This is a genomic window from Streptococcus infantis (assembly GCF_047463175.1).
In the GTDB taxonomy this organism is placed as follows: domain Bacteria; phylum Bacillota; class Bacilli; order Lactobacillales; family Streptococcaceae; genus Streptococcus; species Streptococcus infantis_AC.
This window is the reverse complement of record NZ_JASHEJ010000001.1, coordinates 698,289-714,722: the sequence shown is the minus strand read 5'-3', so window position 1 is coordinate 714,722 and position 16,434 is coordinate 698,289. Positions and strand designations below refer to the sequence as shown.

The 16,434-nt window shown below is 41.9% G+C and carries 19 protein-coding genes and 2 other annotated features; of the genes, 17 read left to right on the top strand and 2 right to left on the bottom strand.

What is annotated here, in order from left to right; translation table 11 throughout:
* The first annotated feature begins 30 nt into the window (after window positions 1-30).
* From QM859_RS03705 to trpA, 9 genes are all read left to right on the top strand, one after another.
* A complete protein-coding gene (locus QM859_RS03705) occupies window positions 31-1,257 on the top strand; it encodes a DegT/DnrJ/EryC1/StrS family aminotransferase (RefSeq protein WP_414262162.1) in 1,227 nt (408 codons plus the stop codon).
* 60 nt (window positions 1,258-1,317) lie between these two features.
* Window positions 1,318-1,549, top strand: a binding site (T-box leader).
* A gap of 185 nt (window positions 1,550-1,734) precedes the next feature.
* Window positions 1,735-2,913, top strand: coding sequence for a tryptophan synthase subunit beta (gene trpB / locus QM859_RS03700; protein WP_004251478.1), 1,179 nt, complete (start codon window positions 1,735-1,737; stop codon window positions 2,911-2,913).
* Window positions 2,910-3,135: a binding site (T-box leader), on the top strand. (Overlaps the previous gene by 4 nt.)
* Window positions 3,136-3,206: 71 nt before the next feature.
* On the top strand, window positions 3,207-4,568 hold the full coding sequence (gene trpE / locus QM859_RS03695; RefSeq protein WP_070677735.1) for an anthranilate synthase component I: 1,362 nt from the start codon (window positions 3,207-3,209) through the stop codon (window positions 4,566-4,568).
* Entirely contained in the window at window positions 4,565-5,131 is a 567-nt protein-coding gene (locus QM859_RS03690) for an aminodeoxychorismate/anthranilate synthase component II (protein ID WP_195183898.1), read from the top strand. The genes trpE and QM859_RS03690 overlap by 4 nt, the downstream gene beginning before the upstream one ends.
* Before the next feature lie 10 nt (window positions 5,132-5,141).
* Window positions 5,142-6,146, top strand: coding sequence for an anthranilate phosphoribosyltransferase (gene trpD, locus QM859_RS03685; protein ID WP_195183897.1), 1,005 nt, complete (start codon window positions 5,142-5,144; stop codon window positions 6,144-6,146).
* Window positions 6,143-6,910 (top strand): indole-3-glycerol phosphate synthase TrpC, encoded by a 768-nt coding sequence (trpC, locus tag QM859_RS03680; RefSeq protein WP_414262161.1) that lies wholly within the window; start codon window positions 6,143-6,145, stop codon window positions 6,908-6,910. Before trpD ends, trpC begins: the two co-directional genes overlap by 4 nt.
* Window positions 6,897-7,496, top strand: a complete 600-nt coding sequence (locus QM859_RS03675; RefSeq protein WP_195183895.1) for a phosphoribosylanthranilate isomerase — start codon at window positions 6,897-6,899, stop codon at window positions 7,494-7,496. The genes trpC and QM859_RS03675 overlap by 14 nt, the downstream gene beginning before the upstream one ends.
* The gene (trpB, locus tag QM859_RS03670; RefSeq protein ID WP_414262160.1) at window positions 7,474-8,697 is read left to right on the top strand and encodes a tryptophan synthase subunit beta; all 1,224 of its coding nucleotides are present in this window, start codon (window positions 7,474-7,476) and stop codon (window positions 8,695-8,697) included. The genes QM859_RS03675 and trpB (QM859_RS03670) overlap by 23 nt, the downstream gene beginning before the upstream one ends.
* Window positions 8,690-9,472 carry a tryptophan synthase subunit alpha gene (trpA, locus tag QM859_RS03665; RefSeq protein WP_414262159.1) on the top strand — a complete coding sequence of 261 codons (783 nt, stop codon included), beginning with the start codon at window positions 8,690-8,692 and terminating at the stop codon, window positions 9,470-9,472. Before trpB (QM859_RS03670) ends, trpA begins: the two co-directional genes overlap by 8 nt.
* Here the strand turns inward: trpA and QM859_RS03660 are convergent.
* Entirely contained in the window at window positions 9,441-10,103 is a 663-nt protein-coding gene (locus tag QM859_RS03660) for a prepilin peptidase (RefSeq protein ID WP_414262158.1), read from the bottom strand. The two genes, trpA and QM859_RS03660, sit on opposite strands and share 32 nt — an antisense overlap.
* Before the next feature lie 70 nt (window positions 10,104-10,173).
* Between QM859_RS03660 and QM859_RS03655 the strand changes: the two genes are divergently transcribed.
* The 7 genes from QM859_RS03655 to QM859_RS03625 all read left to right on the top strand — a co-directional run bounded on the left by QM859_RS03655 (window position 10,174) and on the right by QM859_RS03625 (window position 13,649).
* Window positions 10,174-10,629: a GNAT family N-acetyltransferase gene (locus tag QM859_RS03655; protein ID WP_414262191.1), complete on the top strand. Its 456-nt coding sequence runs from the start codon at window positions 10,174-10,176 to the stop codon at window positions 10,627-10,629.
* 85 nt (window positions 10,630-10,714) lie between these two features.
* Window positions 10,715-11,464, top strand: coding sequence for a tRNA pseudouridine(38-40) synthase TruA (gene truA / locus QM859_RS03650; protein WP_006148963.1), 750 nt, complete (start codon window positions 10,715-10,717; stop codon window positions 11,462-11,464).
* The gene (locus QM859_RS03645; protein WP_414262157.1) at window positions 11,454-12,227 is read left to right on the top strand and encodes a bifunctional hydroxymethylpyrimidine kinase/phosphomethylpyrimidine kinase; all 774 of its coding nucleotides are present in this window, start codon (window positions 11,454-11,456) and stop codon (window positions 12,225-12,227) included. Before truA ends, QM859_RS03645 begins: the two co-directional genes overlap by 11 nt.
* Window positions 12,205-12,672 carry an ECF transporter S component gene (locus tag QM859_RS03640; protein WP_414262156.1) on the top strand — a complete coding sequence of 156 codons (468 nt, stop codon included), beginning with the start codon at window positions 12,205-12,207 and terminating at the stop codon, window positions 12,670-12,672. Before QM859_RS03645 ends, QM859_RS03640 begins: the two co-directional genes overlap by 23 nt.
* 46 nt (window positions 12,673-12,718) lie before the next feature.
* Window positions 12,719-12,943, top strand: a complete 225-nt coding sequence (locus tag QM859_RS03635; protein WP_024053574.1) for a YqgQ family protein — start codon at window positions 12,719-12,721, stop codon at window positions 12,941-12,943.
* Between the two features lie 5 nt (window positions 12,944-12,948).
* Entirely contained in the window at window positions 12,949-13,329 is a 381-nt protein-coding gene (locus tag QM859_RS03630) for a rhodanese-like domain-containing protein (RefSeq protein ID WP_414262155.1), read from the top strand.
* A 92-nt stretch (window positions 13,330-13,421) separates the two neighbouring features.
* On the top strand, window positions 13,422-13,649 hold the full coding sequence (locus QM859_RS03625; protein ID WP_414262154.1) for a DUF4190 domain-containing protein: 228 nt from the start codon (window positions 13,422-13,424) through the stop codon (window positions 13,647-13,649).
* Between the two features lie 39 nt (window positions 13,650-13,688).
* Here the strand turns inward: QM859_RS03625 and QM859_RS03620 are convergent, their stop codons facing one another.
* Window positions 13,689-14,414 carry a 16S rRNA pseudouridine(516) synthase gene (locus QM859_RS03620; RefSeq protein WP_414262153.1) on the bottom strand — a complete coding sequence of 242 codons (726 nt, stop codon included), beginning with the start codon at window positions 14,412-14,414 and terminating at the stop codon, window positions 13,689-13,691.
* Window positions 14,415-14,575: 161 nt separating this feature from the next.
* Here QM859_RS03620 and typA point away from each other — a divergent pair, with 161 nt between their 5' ends.
* Entirely contained in the window at window positions 14,576-16,417 is a 1,842-nt protein-coding gene (gene typA / locus QM859_RS03615) for a translational GTPase TypA (protein WP_006148957.1), read from the top strand.
* Window positions 16,418-16,434 lie beyond the last annotated feature (17 nt).

Here is a 16,434-nt window from a genome sequence, read left to right as displayed (position 1 = left end):
AAGAGTGAATACAGTTAAAGGAGTAAATCAATGCCAAATTACAATATTCCATTTTCACCACCCGATATTACCGAAGCTGAAATTGCTGAAGTAGCCGATACCCTTCGTTCTGGTTGGATCACAACAGGTCCAAAGACAAAAGAATTAGAGCGTCGTCTGTCCGTCTATACTCAAACGCCTAAGACAGTCTGCCTCAACTCTGCAACAGCAGCTCTTGAATTGATTTTGCGCGTGCTTGAAGTAGGACCTGGTGACGAAGTCATCGTTCCAGCTATGACCTACACAGCATCATGTAGTGTCATCACTCACGTAGGTGCGATACCAGTGATGGTTGATATCCAAGATAATACCTTTGAAATGGACTATGACAAGCTTGAGCATGCTATTACTGAGAAGACTAAAGTTATCATCCCAGTTGAACTTGCAGGGATTATCTGTGACTATGACCGTTTGTTCCAAGTTGTAGAAAAGAAACGTGACCTCTTTACAGCTGCTAGCAAGTGGCAAAAGGCCTTTAACCGTATTGTGATTGTCTCTGATAGTGCCCATGCTTTAGGTTCAACCTATAAGGGACAACCAGCCGGTTCAATCGCTGACTTCACATCATTCTCTTTCCATGCAGTCAAGAATTTTACAACTGCAGAAGGAGGAAGTGCCACTTGGAAAGCCAATCCAGCGATTGACGATGAAGAAATGTATAAGGAATTCCAAATCCTATCTCTTCATGGTCAAACAAAAGATGCGCTTGCTAAGATGCAACTAGGTTCATGGGAATACGATATCGTAACTCCAGCCTACAAGTGCAACATGACAGATATCATGGCTTCACTAGGTCTAGTTCAGCTAGATCGTTATCCTGCTTTATTACAACGTCGTAAGGACATCGTGGATCGCTATGACCGTGGATTTGTAGGAACTCCTATCCATCCATTGGCTCATGAGACAGATACTGTTGAATCTTGTCGTCACCTCTACATCACCCATGTAGATGGAGCAAATCTCGAACAACGCAACCAAATTATTCAAGAATTGGCCAAGGCAGGAATCGCAAGTAATGTTCATTACAAACCGCTTCCGCTTTTGACAGCCTATAAGAATCTTGGTTTCGATATGGCAGATTATCCGCGAGCTTATGCCTTCTTTGTAAACGAGATTACACTACCACTTCACACGAAATTAACGGACGAAGAAGTAGATTATATCATTGAGACTTTTGTCAGAGTTTCTGAAGAAATTCTAGGTGCTTCACAAAAATAATTAAAAAAATTAGTAAAAAATGAATGAAAACGATTGACAAAGAAAAAACAATAACATATAATTAACTCAACAAATCAGAAAAGTAGTTATTTTTGATCTTCAGGGAGCCTGTGGTTACTGTGAACAGGTGGTTGAAAGTAGTGAAATTGGGCTGATTTGAAAAAATGAATTTGAAACAATGAAAATTCGGTAGGCACACCTTACAGTGCAACTTGTTGTTAGACAAGGCAGAGATGTAAAGGGGATATTCTCTTTACAATTGAGGTGGTACCGCGTTACGAACGCCCTCACATGGAAATATATTCCGTGTGTGGGCTTTTTCTATCCGTCATTTTGTATATCTTTTATTAGGGCATGAACTTAGAGTAATATTCAAGTTTTACTTGTTCTTTAAGTAAAGGCTGAAATGGTCCCCCAGACCATTTCACTACCAAAAGCAAACAAAAAGCCGGATTCATACAGAAGGAGGAAAAATTTATGACAACTAAAGGATATTTTGGACAATTTGGTGGTAGTTTTGTACCAGAACCAATTCAGGTTTTACTAGATGAATTAGAAGTGACTTTTGAAAAATACAAGGATGATCCAGAGTTTTTAGCTGAGTTTCGTCATTACTTGAAGGATTATTCAGGTCGCGAAACACCGCTCTATTTTGCAGAAAGTTTGACAGAGCACCTAGGCGGAGCTAAGATTTATCTCAAGCGTGAAGACCTTAACCACTTGGGTTCTCACAAACTGAACAATGTTTTGGGACAAATCCTTCTAGCAAAACGCATGGGTAAAAAGCGTGTCATTGCTGAGACAGGAGCTGGCCAGCACGGTGTTGCGACAGCTGCAGCTGCGGCCAAATTTGGTATGGCATGTGATGTCTATATGGGAGCAGAAGATGTGGAGCGTCAACGTCTCAATGTCTTCCGTATGGAGATGATGGGAGCAACTGTTCATGCAGTTGAAACAGGAACACGTACTCTGAAGGATGCGGTCGATGCAGCCTTTGGAGCATGGATGAATGACCTTGAAGCTTTCTACGTTTTAGGTTCTGCTGTAGGTCCTCACCCTTATCCAACTATTGTTCATGAATTCCAAAAAGTCATCAGTGAAGAATCACGTCGTCAAATCTTGGAAAAAGAAGGACGTCTACCAGACTACGTCATTGCCTGTGTGGGCGGTGGTTCCAATGCTATCGGAGCTTTTTCACAGTATGTAGCTGATGAAGAAGTAAAATTGGTTGGGGTAGAAGCTGCTGGTCATGGACTTGATACAGACAAGCACGCAGCAACTATGACTAAGGGTAGTGTTGGTATCGTTGATGGAATGAAGACCTATGCAGTCTTTAAGGAAGATGGAGAGCTCGCGCCAGTTTACTCTATCTCAGCAGGTTTGGACTATCCAGGGGTTGGTCCAGAACATGCCTTCTTTAAAGACTCTGGTCGAGTAGAATATGTAGCAGCGACAGACGAAGAAGCTGTCCAAGCCTTGCTTTTATTAAGCAAAACAGAAGGAATCATCCCTGCAATTGAAAGCTCACATGCTATCGCTGAAGCAGTCAAACGTGCACCAAAACTAAGTAAAGATGAGATTATCATCATCAATGTCTCTGGTCGTGGAGACAAGGACGTAGCTGCCATTGCAGACTACCTTGAAGCTAAAAAATAAAAGATGGAAAATATACAGAGATTTCTCTCACAGAGAGCTTGTGGTTGCTGAAAACAAGCAGAGAAAGCTGTAAGGTTGGGTCCATCTGAAATGAGAGAAGAAAACATAATTCTCAAGGGAGTGCCCTTTATCGCACAACCTGTTACAGGAGCTATCTGAGACAGGAATGAGAGATAGGAGAAATCCTATAATTGAGGTGGCACCGCGAATTTCGTCCTCACGCAAGTTATTTTGCGTGGGGATTTTTTGTAGAATCAACACGGAATTTAAGAAGAACTGAAAGGGAAATTACAATGGAACGAATCATTCATGGAGATGTTTTATCACCAATCTTGGCTTATATGCGCTTAAACGGACAACACAAGGTCATACTTGAAAGTATCCCAAGAGAAAAGGAAAATGCTCGTTTTTCTATCTTGGCCTATAACCCAGTTTTTGAAATTAAGTTCGAAAATGGAGTCCTTTATCAAAATGGACAAGTGATTGATCGTGATCCCTTGGATTTCCTTTATGAAGTAACTCATAAGAGTCAGCACCATTCAGAACTACCTTTTGGTGGTGGAGCTATTGGCTTTGTTGGCTACGATATGATTTCTCTCTATGAAGAAATTGGCCAGCTCCCTGAGGATACGATTGGGACGCCAGATATGCATTTCTTCGTCTATGAGAGTTATATAGTTTTTGACCATAAGAAAGAAAAAATTCATATCATCGAGGATGCTCTCTACAGTGAACGTAGTAATGAAGAACTAGAAGTGGCTTTAGATCAGGTTTTAGAAGAGTTGAAAATCCCTGCTCCAAATGAATTTGAAGATTTGGACGTTTCTCCACTTCAGTTTAGACCACATATTGCACCTCAGAAATTTGAAGAAATGGTAGAAACAGCTCGCGACTTGATTCGCAATGGAGATATGTTCCAATGTGTGCTTAGCCAGCGCTTCTCCGCAGAGGTAACTGGAAATCCTTTTGACTTCTACAGAAATCTCCGAGTGACCAATCCGTCAAATTACCTCTACTTTTATGATTTTGGAGATTATCAAATTATCGGTGCCAGTCCTGAGAGCTTGGTTTCCGTCAAGAATGGTATAGTGACAACCAATCCAATTGCAGGTACACGTCCTAGAGGTGCCAATGACGAGGAAGATGCGGCACTTGCAAGTGATCTCCTCTCTGATGAAAAGGAAACGGCAGAACACCGAATGTTGGTGGACTTGGGACGAAATGATATCGGTAGAATTGCTGAAACAGCAAGTGTCCAAGTAACTAAGTATATGGAAGTCGAACTTTTCCGCTATGTCATGCATTTGACCAGCGTGGTTAAAGGACGTTTGTTACCAGAACTGACTGCTATGGATGCCTTGAAGGCGACTCTTCCGGCAGGAACAGTATCGGGGGCACCAAAGATTCGGGCCATGAAACGCATCTATGAACTAGAAACAGAGAAGCGAGGCGTATACGCAGGAGCTATCGGTTACTTATCAGCAACTGGAGACATGGATTTTGCCATTGCTATTCGAACCATGATTCTTAAAAATAAAAGAGCCTACGTGCAGGCTGGTGCAGGAATTGTTTATGATTCCATCGCTCAGAACGAATACCAAGAAACGATTAACAAAGCTAAATCTATGACAAGAATGGGAGAACTAAGACCATGATCTTATTGATTGACAACTATGATTCATTTACCTATAACCTAGCTCAATATATCGGGAATTTCGCAGAAGTTCAGGTTTTGAGAAATGATGATCCACATCTTTATGAACATGCTGAAAAGGCAGATGGACTGGTCTTTTCTCCTGGTCCAGGTTGGCCAGCTGATGCTGGGAAAATGGAAGAAATGATTCGTGATTTTGCAGGTAAGAAACCTATTCTAGGGATTTGTTTGGGACACCAAGCCATCGCAGAAGTCTTTGGTGGTAAGTTGGGCTTGGCTCCTAAAGTTATGCACGGTAAGCAAAGCCAGATTCGGTTTGAGACTCCTTCCATTCTCTATCAAGGGATTGAGGACAATCGTCCAGTCATGCGTTACCACAGTATTTTAATTGAAGAGATGCCAGAAGAGTTTGAAGTGACAGCTCGTTCGACAGATGACCAAGCTATTATGGGTATTCAACACAAAAACTTGCCGATTTATGGCTTACAATATCATCCAGAAAGTATAGGAACACCAGATGGCCTATCTTCTATTCAGAATTTTATCGAGAAAGTTGTAAAGTGAGGAACATAAAATGAAAGAAATTATTGAAAAATTAGCGAACTTTGAAGATCTATCAAGTGTTGAAATGACAGATGTTATCGAACGTATCGTGACAGGGCGAGTAACAGAAGCACAAATCGCATCACTCCTTTTAGCACTCAAGATGAAAGGGGAGACACCGGAAGAAAGAACAGCCCTTGCTCAAGTCATGAGAGGACATGCTCAACACATTCCAACAAGCATCCAAGATGCTATGGATAACTGTGGTACAGGTGGAGATAAGTCATTTAGCTTTAACATCTCAACAACTGCAGCCTTTGTTTTGGCAGGTGGGGGAATCCACATGGCCAAACATGGAAATCGCTCTATTTCTTCTAAATCTGGGTCAGCAGATGTCTTGCAAGCTTTGGGAATCAATATTGACCTTAAACCATCACAATTGGGTAAGGTATTTGACCAAACAGGAATCGTCTTTCTCTTTGCCAAAAACATGCACCCAGCCATGAAATACATTATGCCAGCTCGTTTGGAGTTGGGAATTCCAACTATCATGAATTTGACAGGACCGCTCATCCATCCAATGGTTTTGGAAACACAGCTTCTAGGAATCAGTCGTCCTGAACTTCTGGAAAGTACTGCTCAGGTCTTGAAAAACATGGGTCGCAAACGTGCCATTGTAGTAGCTGGTCCAGAAGGATTGGATGAGGCTGGTTTGAATGGAACTACCAGCATTGCCCTTCTTGAAAATGGTGAAATTACTTTATCAACCTTTACTCCAGAAGATTTGGGAATGGAACGCATTGCTATTGAGGACATTCGTGGTGGAAATGCTCATGAGAATGCAGCCATCCTTGTCAGTGTTCTTAATAACGAACCAAGTCCATTCTTGGAAACAACAGTCTTAAATGCAGGTCTCGGTTTCTATGCCAATGGTAAAGCAGACAGTATCAAGGACGGAGTTGAATTGGCACGTCAAGTGATTGCCAGTGGTAAGGCCCTTGAAAAACTCAGACTATTACAGGAGTATCAAAGATGAGTCAGGAATTTTTATCACGTATCCTAGAGCAAAAGGCGCGCGAAGTTGAAAAGATGGAGCGAGAGGAAGTTCAGCCCTTGCGCCAGACCTATCGTTTGGCAGAATTTTTGAAGAATCACCAAGACCGTTTGCAAATCATTGCTGAGGTCAAAAAGGCAAGCCCAAGTCTAGGTGATATCAATCTTGATGTGGATATCGTACAACAGGCCCAGACTTACGAGGCTAACGGCGCGGTTATGATTTCTGTTCTGACAGATGAGGTTTTCTTTAAAGGTCATTTGGATTATCTGAGGGAAATTTCCAGTCAGGTAGAGATTCCGACGCTCAACAAGGACTTTATCATCGATGAAAAGCAAATCATCCGTGCTCGCAATGCAGGTGCGACCGTCATCTTGCTCATCGTAGCGGCCTTATCTGAAAAACGACTGAAGGAGCTTTACGACTACGCGACAGAGCTTGGTCTGGAAGTGTTAGTGGAAACTCATAATTTGGCTGAACTGGAAGTTGCTCACCGCCTTGGAGCTCAAATTATCGGTGTTAACAATCGCAATTTAACAACCTTTGAAGTCGACTTGCAGACCAGTGTAGACTTGGCCAAACACTTCAAGGATGATTGCTTCTACATTTCCGAATCTGCTATTTTTACAGAGGAGGATGCAAAACGTGTTTCACCATACTTTAACGGAATTTTGGTGGGAACAGCCCTCATGCAAGCAGAAGACGTAGCCCAGAGAATCAAGGAGTTGCAGATTGACAAAGGTTAAGATTTGTGGACTATCTAATATAGAAGCGGTAGAAACGGCTGTGTCAGCTGGAGCAGACTATATCGGTTTTGTCTTTGCACCTAGCAAAAGACAGGTGACCGTAGAACAAGCAGCAGAGTTGACTGAGATTATTCCTGCAAATGTAAAAAAAGTTGGGGTATTTGTTTCACCCAGTCGGGCAGAACTGTTAGGAGCGGTAGACAAAGTTGGTTTGGACTTTGTGCAGGTTCATGGTCAGGTGGCGGATGATTTGTTTGAGGATTTGCCTTGTGGCAGCATTCAGGCTGTTCAGGTTGATGAAGGGGGGCATGTACCCAATTCTCAGGCAGATTATCTACTCTTTGACGCTCCTGTTGCAGGAAGTGGACAAACCTTTGACTGGGGGCAACTGGATACGACAGAACTATCTCAGCCTTTCTTCATCGCAGGTGGGCTAAATGAGGACAATGTAGCAAGAGCAATTCAGCATTTCTCTCCCTTTGCAGTAGATGTATCAAGCGGAGTAGAAACAGACGGACAAAAAGATCATGAAAAGATTAGAAGATTTATAGAGAGGGTAAAGAATGGCATATCAAGAACCAAATAAAGATGGATTTTACGGGAAATTCGGTGGACGTTTTGTCCCAGAAACATTGATGACAGCAGTATTGGAATTGGAAGAGGCTTATCGTGAAAGTCAGGCAGATCCAAGTTTTCAAGAGGAGTTAAACCAACTTTTGCGCCAGTATGTAGGTCGTGAAACTCCTCTTTACTACGCAAAAAACTTGACCCAGCATATTGGCGGAGCCAAGATTTACCTCAAACGTGAAGACCTCAACCATACAGGTGCCCACAAGATTAACAATGCCTTGGGACAAGTTCTTCTGGCTAAACGCATGGGCAAGAAGAAAATTATTGCTGAAACAGGTGCTGGTCAACATGGTGTGGCAACTGCAACAGCTGCGGCACTCTTTAACATGGAATGTACCATCTACATGGGCGAGGAAGATGTCAAACGCCAAGCCCTCAATGTCTTTCGTATGGAACTTTTGGGTGCCAAGGTAGAGGCTGTGACAGATGGTTCACGCGTGCTCAAGGATGCGGTCAATGCAGCCCTTCGTTCATGGGTGGCAAATATCGATGATACCCACTATATCCTAGGTTCAGCCTTAGGGCCCCATCCTTTCCCAGAAATTGTTCGTGATTTCCAAAGTGTTATCGGTCGAGAAGCCAAGCAACAGTACCGTGATTTGACAGGTGAAAATCTGCCAGATGCCCTAGTAGCCTGTGTTGGTGGTGGTTCGAATGCTATCGGGCTCTTCCATCCATTTGTGGAAGATGAGACAGTAGCTATGTATGGTGCTGAAGCAGCAGGACTCGGTGTGGATACAGAGCACCACGCAGCTACCTTGACCAAGGGTCGTCCAGGTGTTCTCCACGGCTCTCTCATGGATGTGCTCCAAGATGCTCATGGTCAAATCCTAGAAGCTTTCTCAATCTCAGCAGGTTTGGACTATCCTGGTATCGGTCCAGAACATTCTCATTACCATGATATCAAACGTGCGACCTATGTACCAGTGACAGACGAGGAAGCCTTGGAAGGATTCCAACTCTTGTCTCGTGTGGAAGGGATTATCCCAGCATTGGAGTCTAGTCACGCTATCGCTTTCGCAGTGAAATTGGCCAAAGAACTTGGACCAGATAAGTCTATAATTGTCTGCCTATCGGGCCGTGGAGACAAGGATGTGGTTCAAGTCAAAGACCGCTTGGAAGCAGATGCAGCAAAGAAGGGAGAAGCTCATGCCTAAGACTTTAACAGAAAAACTGACAACTCTTAAAGCAGCAAAAAAGGGAATTTTTGTTCCCTATATCATGGCTGGAGACCATGAAAAAGGTTTGGATGGACTTGCTGAAACAATCCACTTTTTAGAAGACTTGGGTGTGTCTGCTATTGAAGTGGGAGTTCCTTTCTCAGACCCAGTTGCAGATGGTCCAGTTATCGAAGAAGCAGGCTTGCGCAGTCTAGCTAGTGGTACTTCTACACAGGCTCTAGTTGAAACTTTGAAGACTATTGAAACAGAAGTTCCACTTGTTATCATGACCTACTTTAACCCCCTCTTTCAGTACGGTGTGGAGAAATTTGTCAGAGATCTTGCTGATACAGCGGTTAAGGGATTGATTATTCCAGACCTACCTCATGAACATGCTAATTTTGTAGAGCCCTTCTTGGCAGGTACAGACATTGCTTTGATCCCACTTGTCAGCTTGACGACAGGAATGGAGCGTCAAAAGGAACTCATTGAGGGAGCTGAAGGTTTTGTCTATGCCGTTGCTATCAATGGGATCACAGGGAAATCAGGAAACTACCGAGATGATTTGGACAAGCACTTGGCTCAACTTCATCAAGTAGCAGATATTCCAGTCTTGACAGGATTTGGTGTATCTACACAGGATGATGTAGAACGCTTTAATGCAGTATCAGACGGCGTCATCGTCGGATCCAAGATTGTTAAGGCTCTACATGAAGGACAAGTAGCAGAAATCGCTGACTTTATCCGAGAAGCAGTAGCTTACCAAAAATAATCATACAAGCAGCCAGCAAGAGGAAAGGCACAAAAGGTAGTCTTTTCTTTTTCTTTAGTAGGAGAAAGGCTAGAATGCCGGTAGTGGAAGCGAATTGAATTAAAATCAGCATTTCAGTTAGGCTAAAAATAAGTGCATAAGAGGCCAGAAAGAGAAAATCCCCTGCACCTATGCGGATATCGATGAAGTGAGCCAAAATTCCCAAGATAAGAAAGAAAATCATAACCAGATTCCAACTACAGAAAAACATGAGGATTAAGTGAAAAATTAGCCAGACGATCAAGGGATATTCCTGATGACGAACGTCGTAGATGCCCAAAGTCAAGCCGGCAGTTATCAAGATGACTTGCCCCAAAGTTAAAAATCCCACAGACTCAGCTAGAAAGAGCAGTCCCAAGGACAACTCAAAGAAAGCATACCAGACAGGATAGCTTGACTTGCAATAGCGACAGCGAAAGCGATTGAATACCTGTGAGAGAAATGGAATCAAATCCAGTGGTCTCAAGCGAGTCTGACAAGAATCACAGTGACTAGCAGGGAAAACAATGGATTGCTCAGGGAAACGATCAATGACTAAGCCTAGAAAGGAAGCAAGAATAGCTCCAACAAGAAAAAAGTAAAGATGAATCATACTTATTAATTCGGAAAAAATAAGAGAAAGAGTATAATAGTTGGATAAAGGAGAAATTTTAGGAGCAAATATGAAAATTCACTTTGAAAAAGGACTTCAGATAGAAAATGCCCAACTCATTTGTCGCTGGTCTAATGCTTTGGGAGAGAGTTTTCAGAAGCAATGGATGGGACCCAAAATTTCTTATCCCTTGATTGTCCAATCCTTACAAAAGCTGGAAGGAATTTTTTCAATATTTGAAGGACAAGAGTTTGTGGGGCTTATCCAGAAAATCAGGCTAGAAGACAGGAATCTTCATATCGGGAGATTTTTTATCAATCCTCAGAAACAGGGGCAGGGATTAGGTAGCCAGGCTTTAAGGAAATTTGTTAGTTTGGCCTTTGAAAATGAAGACATAGATACTATTTCTCTAAATGTCTACGAGGCAAATCAAAGAGCAAAAAATCTTTACCAAAAAGAGGGATTTGAAATCGTTCAAATGGTTGAAGTACCTGTACGAAAATATATAATGAGAAAATCGAGGTAAGGACTAGTTGATATCTAAAACTGCACCCGTACAATTTTTGGTTTTCAAACTTGTTGCAGAGAAATTTTCTTGATAAAATAGATACATGACTAGATATAAAGCAATCATTTCCTATGATGGCTACGCCTTTGCTGGCTTTCAACGGCAACCACACGCGCGTAGTGTCCAAGAGGAAATTGAAAAAACTTTAACCAAATTAAATAAAGGGCAGGCCATTACCATCCATGGTGCAGGGCGAACGGATAGTGGTGTTCATGCGCTAGGGCAGGTTATCCACTTTGATCTTCCCTATCAGATGGATGAGGAAAAGCTTCGCTTTGCTCTCGATACTCAAAGTCCTGAAGATATAGATGTCATTTCGATTGAGGTAGTGGCTGATGATTTTCATTGCCGTTATGCCAAGCATAGCAAGACCTATGAGTTTATCGTGGATAGAGGGCGTCCTAAAAATCCTATGAGACGTCATTATGCCACCCACTATCCCTATCCACTAGATGTGGAACGCATGCAAAAGGCTGTGAAGAAATTAGAAGGAACCCATGATTTCACCGGTTTTACTGCTGCCGGAACAAGTGTGGAGGACAAGGTAAGAACGATCACGGAAGCCAGTCTTAGGGTTGACGAGACCGGTCAATTTTTGACCTTTACTTTCTCTGGCAATGGCTTCCTCTATAAGCAGATTCGAAATATGGTCGGGACCTTGCTGAAAATTGGTAATAACAGAATGCCGATAGAGCAGATTGACCTGATTTTGGAGAAAAAAGACAGACAGTTGGCAGGTCCAACTGCAGCACCCAATGGTTTGTATTTGAAGGAGATTCGTTATGAAGAATAATCGTATTTTGGCACTTTCAGGAAATGATATTTTTAGTGGTGGTGGACTAGCTGCTGACCTTGCGACCTATACTTTAAATGGTTTGCATGGTTTTGTAGCTATGACTTGTTTAACTGCTTTGACGGAAAATGGTTTTGAGGTCTTCCCAACAGATGAGACTATTTTCCAACAACAGTTGGATAGCCTCAAGAGCGTAGAGTTTGGAGGGATTAAGATTGGTCTCTTACCGACTGTTGGTGTTGCTGAGAAAGCTCTTAACTTTATCAAGGAACGCACAGGAGTTCCAGTGGTATTGGATCCAGTTCTCGTTTGTAAGGAAACGCATGATGTTGCTGTCAGCGAGCTTTGTCAAGAGTTGATTCGCTTTTTCCCTTATGTGACTGTAATTACACCCAATCTACCTGAGGCAGAATTGCTAGCAGGCCAAAAGATTGAAACCTTAGACGATATGAAGGTTGCAGCTCAAAAATTACATGACTTGGGTGCACCAGCAGTCATTATTAAAGGTGGGAATCGCCTCGGTCAAGATAAGGCATTAGATGTATTTTATGATGGAAAGAACTTTACAGTTTTGGAAAATCCTGTTATTGAAGGACAGAATGCTGGTGCAGGATGTACCTTTGCATCAAGCATTGCCAGTCAGTTAGTCAAGGGAGAGGAGCTCTTACCAGCAATTGAAAGTTCCAAAGCCTTTGTTTACCGTGCCATTGCACAAGCAGATCAGTATGGAGTAAGACAATATGAAGCAAACAAAAACAAGTAAAATCGCCCTATTATCAATACTGACTGCCCTATCGGTAGTTTTAGGTTATATTGTCAAAATCCCAACCCAAACAGGAATCTTAACTCTTTTAGATGCTGGTATCTTTTTCACTGCTTTTTATTATGGAAAACGAGAAGGAGCTATTGTGGGAGGTCTAGGAGGTTTCATTATTGACCTGATCTCAGGCTATCCTCATTGGATGTTCTTCAGCTTGCTTTTCCATGGTTTGCAGGGTTACTTTGCAGGTTTTAAAGGAAAATGGCAGTGGCTTGGATTAGTTTTAGCAACTTTTCTCATGGTAGCTGGATATGCATGTGCGACATCTTGGATGAAAGGTTGGGGTGTAGCTCTGACAGATATTCCTCACAATTTGTTGCAGAATTTTGTTGGAATGATTGTTGGGTATCTTCTCTATCAGAGTATTAAGAAAATTAGTAAGCAGTAGAAGTCTTCCCTGGGAACTATTGAAAAAAATCTGATTATTTGCTAAAATGAAAGCTATGAAAACACTCTACGATGTGCAACAATTTCTCAAACAGTTCGGCATTCTTGTCTATATGGGCAAACGTCTTTATGACATTGAATTAATGAAGATTGAACTATCTCGAATCTATGATGCAGGTTTGATGGATAAACTGGATTATCTAGAAGCGGAGGCTGTTCTTCGCAGAGAGCACAAACTAGAATTAGACTATTTAGAAAAAAATGGAGATTAGATATTATGGTAACTTGGGTATTATGGGGACTTGTAGTGGCGATGTTGGGATGGATGGGATACAACTATCTTCGTATTCGCCGTGCAGCAAAAATTGTAGACAATGCAGAGTTTGAATCTTTGATTCGTAAAGGTCAGCTAATTGACTTGCGTGAGCCAGCTGACTTCCACAGAAAACATATCCTCGGAGCTCGTAATATTCCTTCAAATCAATTGAAGACAAGTCTTGCAGCTCTTCGCAAGGATAAGCCTGTCCTTCTATATGAAAACCAACGTGCGCAACGTGTAACCAATGCAGCACTTTTCTTGAAAAAACAAGGTTTCTCAGAAATTTATATCCTTTCTTACGGGTTAGATTCTTGGACAGGCAAGGTTAAGACTAGCTAACAATGTGAAATAAATCTGTCACATATGTTTAATATAAAGTTTTAGCTTTTTGTGATATAATTAATTTGTATTAAATTTAAGGAGTTTTTATTATGCAAGAAAAGAAAAAAGCCTCACTTGTTTTAGGTATCCTATCTATCGTCCTTGGTTTGTTATCTCCAGTCGTAGGTCTTATTTTGGGTATCGTTGGACTTGTTTTGGCTAATTCGCACGAAAAACAATCTGAACTAGTGTATAAAACAGAAAAAATTCTTAATATCGTAGGGATTGTCATTTCTGTACTTAACTGGATTGTAGCCGTCGCAGTATTTTTTAGATAAGCAATAAACAAAAAGCTTTAAATTTAAAGCTTTTTTGTTTTATCTACTTTTCTCTAAATAGTTTTTAATGATTTTCAATTCCTCTTGATTCATGGGTCGGTATTGACCTTCTGCTAGGTCAGGATCTAATAGAAAATCTCCGAACTGAACTCGTTTGAGGGCAGTGACCTTGACACCAACTGAGAGAAACATTTTCTTGACCTGATGAAATTTCCCTTCAGAGATGGTGATGGTGGCTCGGCTGAGACTAGGGCTTGAAGATAGAATCACAAGCTGAGCAGGTTTACAAATAGTTCCATCAAGAAAGACAATCCCGTTTTTGAACTGCTGGATGTGATCTGGTGTGAGCAAGCCGTTCACCTCAACTTGATAGGTTTTATCGACATGATATTGAGGGTGGAGAAGTTGAAAACCTAGAGGTCCATTGTCCGTTAAGAGGAGGAGCCCTGTCGTATCTCGATCTAGCCGACCGATAGCATAGAGTTGGTCTGATTGGAGGTGTTGAGGTAGTAAGTCCATAACCGTTGGGAGCTTCTTGTCCTTGCTTGCTGTCACGACACCATTTGGTTTGTGAAGCATGAGATAGGTGTGCTCATATCCTTGGATTTTTCTATCCTGAAAAATCAACTCTTGTAATCCCGTATCAACATTCTGTGCAAGGGAAGTAGCAGGGACTCCATCTACTAAGATTTCTTTTTTTAGGAGAGCCTGTTTCATGGCTTTTCGACTGATTTTTTCCTGGGCTAATAAATTATCTAAACGCATACCAGCCTATCTTATCACAAGTCGGGATTTTTGAAAAGAAAAGATAAGTCATGAATTTTCTTTTGAAAACATTTACACTTACTTGAGTTAAGTCATTTGCTTAAAATTGTGGTATAATTGCTCAGTTAGAAAATAAATTTTTGAATATAACAGAGGAAATCATGACAAAATTAAGAGAAGATATCCGTAATATCGCGATTATCGCCCACGTCGACCACGGTAAAACAACCCTCGTTGACGAATTATTAAAACAATCTGAAACTCTTGATGCGCGTACAGAATTAGCTGAACGTGCAATGGACTCAAACGATATTGAAAAAGAGCGTGGAATTACCATCCTTGCGAAGAATACAGCAGTTGCCTACAACGGAACTCGTATCAATATCATGGACACACCAGGACACGCGGACTTCGGTGGAGAAGTTGAACGTATCATGAAAATGGTTGACGGTGTAGTCTTGGTAGTGGATTCTTACGAAGGTACTATGCCTCAAACTCGTTTCGTATTGAAAAAAGCTTTGGAACAAGACCTTGTCCCAATCGTTGTTATCAATAAAATTGACAAACCATCAGCTCGTCCAGCAGAAGTAGTGGATGAAGTTTTGGAACTCTTCATCGAGCTTGGTGCCGATGATGATCAGCTTGACTTCCCAGTAGTCTATGCTTCAGCAATCAACGGAACATCTTCGTTGTCAGATGATCCAGCCGACCAAGAAAAGACTATGGCGCCAATCTTCGATACCATTATTGACCACATTCCAGCTCCAATCGATAACTCAGACGAGCCACTTCAATTCCAAGTGTCACTCTTGGACTACAATGATTTCGTTGGTCGTATCGGTATCGGACGTGTCTTCCGTGGTACTGTTAAGGTCGGAGACCAAGTTACTCTTTCTAAATTGGATGGTACAACCAAGAACTTCCGTGTTACAAAACTCTTTGGTTTCTTTGGTTTGGAACGTCGTGAAATCCAAGAAGCTAAGGCTGGTGACTTGATTGCCGTATCAGGTATGGAAGACATCTTCGTTGGGGAAACAATCACTCCAACAGATGCAGTTGAAGCTCTTCCAGTTCTTCACATCGACGAACCTACTCTTCAAATGACCTTCTTGGTTAACAACTCACCATTTGCTGGTCGTGAAGGTAAATGGGTCACTTCTCGTAAGGTTGAAGAGCGTCTTCAAGCTGAGTTGCAAACAGACGTATCTCTTCGTGTAGATCCAACAGACTCACCAGATAAATGGACAGTTTCAGGACGTGGGGAATTGCACTTGTCAATCCTCATCGAGACTATGCGCCGTGAAGGTTATGAGCTTCAAGTATCTCGTCCAGAAGTTATCGTCAAAGAAATTGACGGTGTGAAGTGCGAGCCATTTGAGCGCGTGCAAATCGACACACCAGAAGAATACCAAGGTTCTGTTATCCAAAGCCTTTCTGAACGTAAGGGTGAAATGTTGGATATGATTGCAACAGGTAATGGTCAAACTCGTTTGGTCTTCCTAGTTCCTGCGCGTGGTTTGATCGGATACTCAACTGAGTTCTTGTCAATGACTCGTGGTTACGGGATCATGAACCATACCTTCGATCAATACTTGCCATTGATTCCAGGGGAAATTGGTGGACGTCACCGTGGTGCCCTTGTTTCGATCGATGCTGGTAAGGCTACAACCTACTCTATCATGTCTATCGAAGAACGTGGTACGATCTTTGTCAACCCAGGTACTGAGGTTTACGAAGGAATGATCATCGGTGAAAACTCTCGTGAAAATGACTTGACTGTTAATATCACGAAAGCAAAACAAATGACTAACGTTCGTTCTGCTACTAAGGACCAAACAGCGGTTATCAAAACTCCTCGTATCTTGACTCTTGAAGAATCACTTGAGTTCTTGAACGACGATGAGTATATGGAAGTAACGCCTGAATCGATTCGTTTGCGTAAACAAATCCTTAACAAGGCAGAGCGTGAGAAAGCAAACAAAAAGAAAAAATCAGCTGAATAAGAGCTAGAAAGAGATAA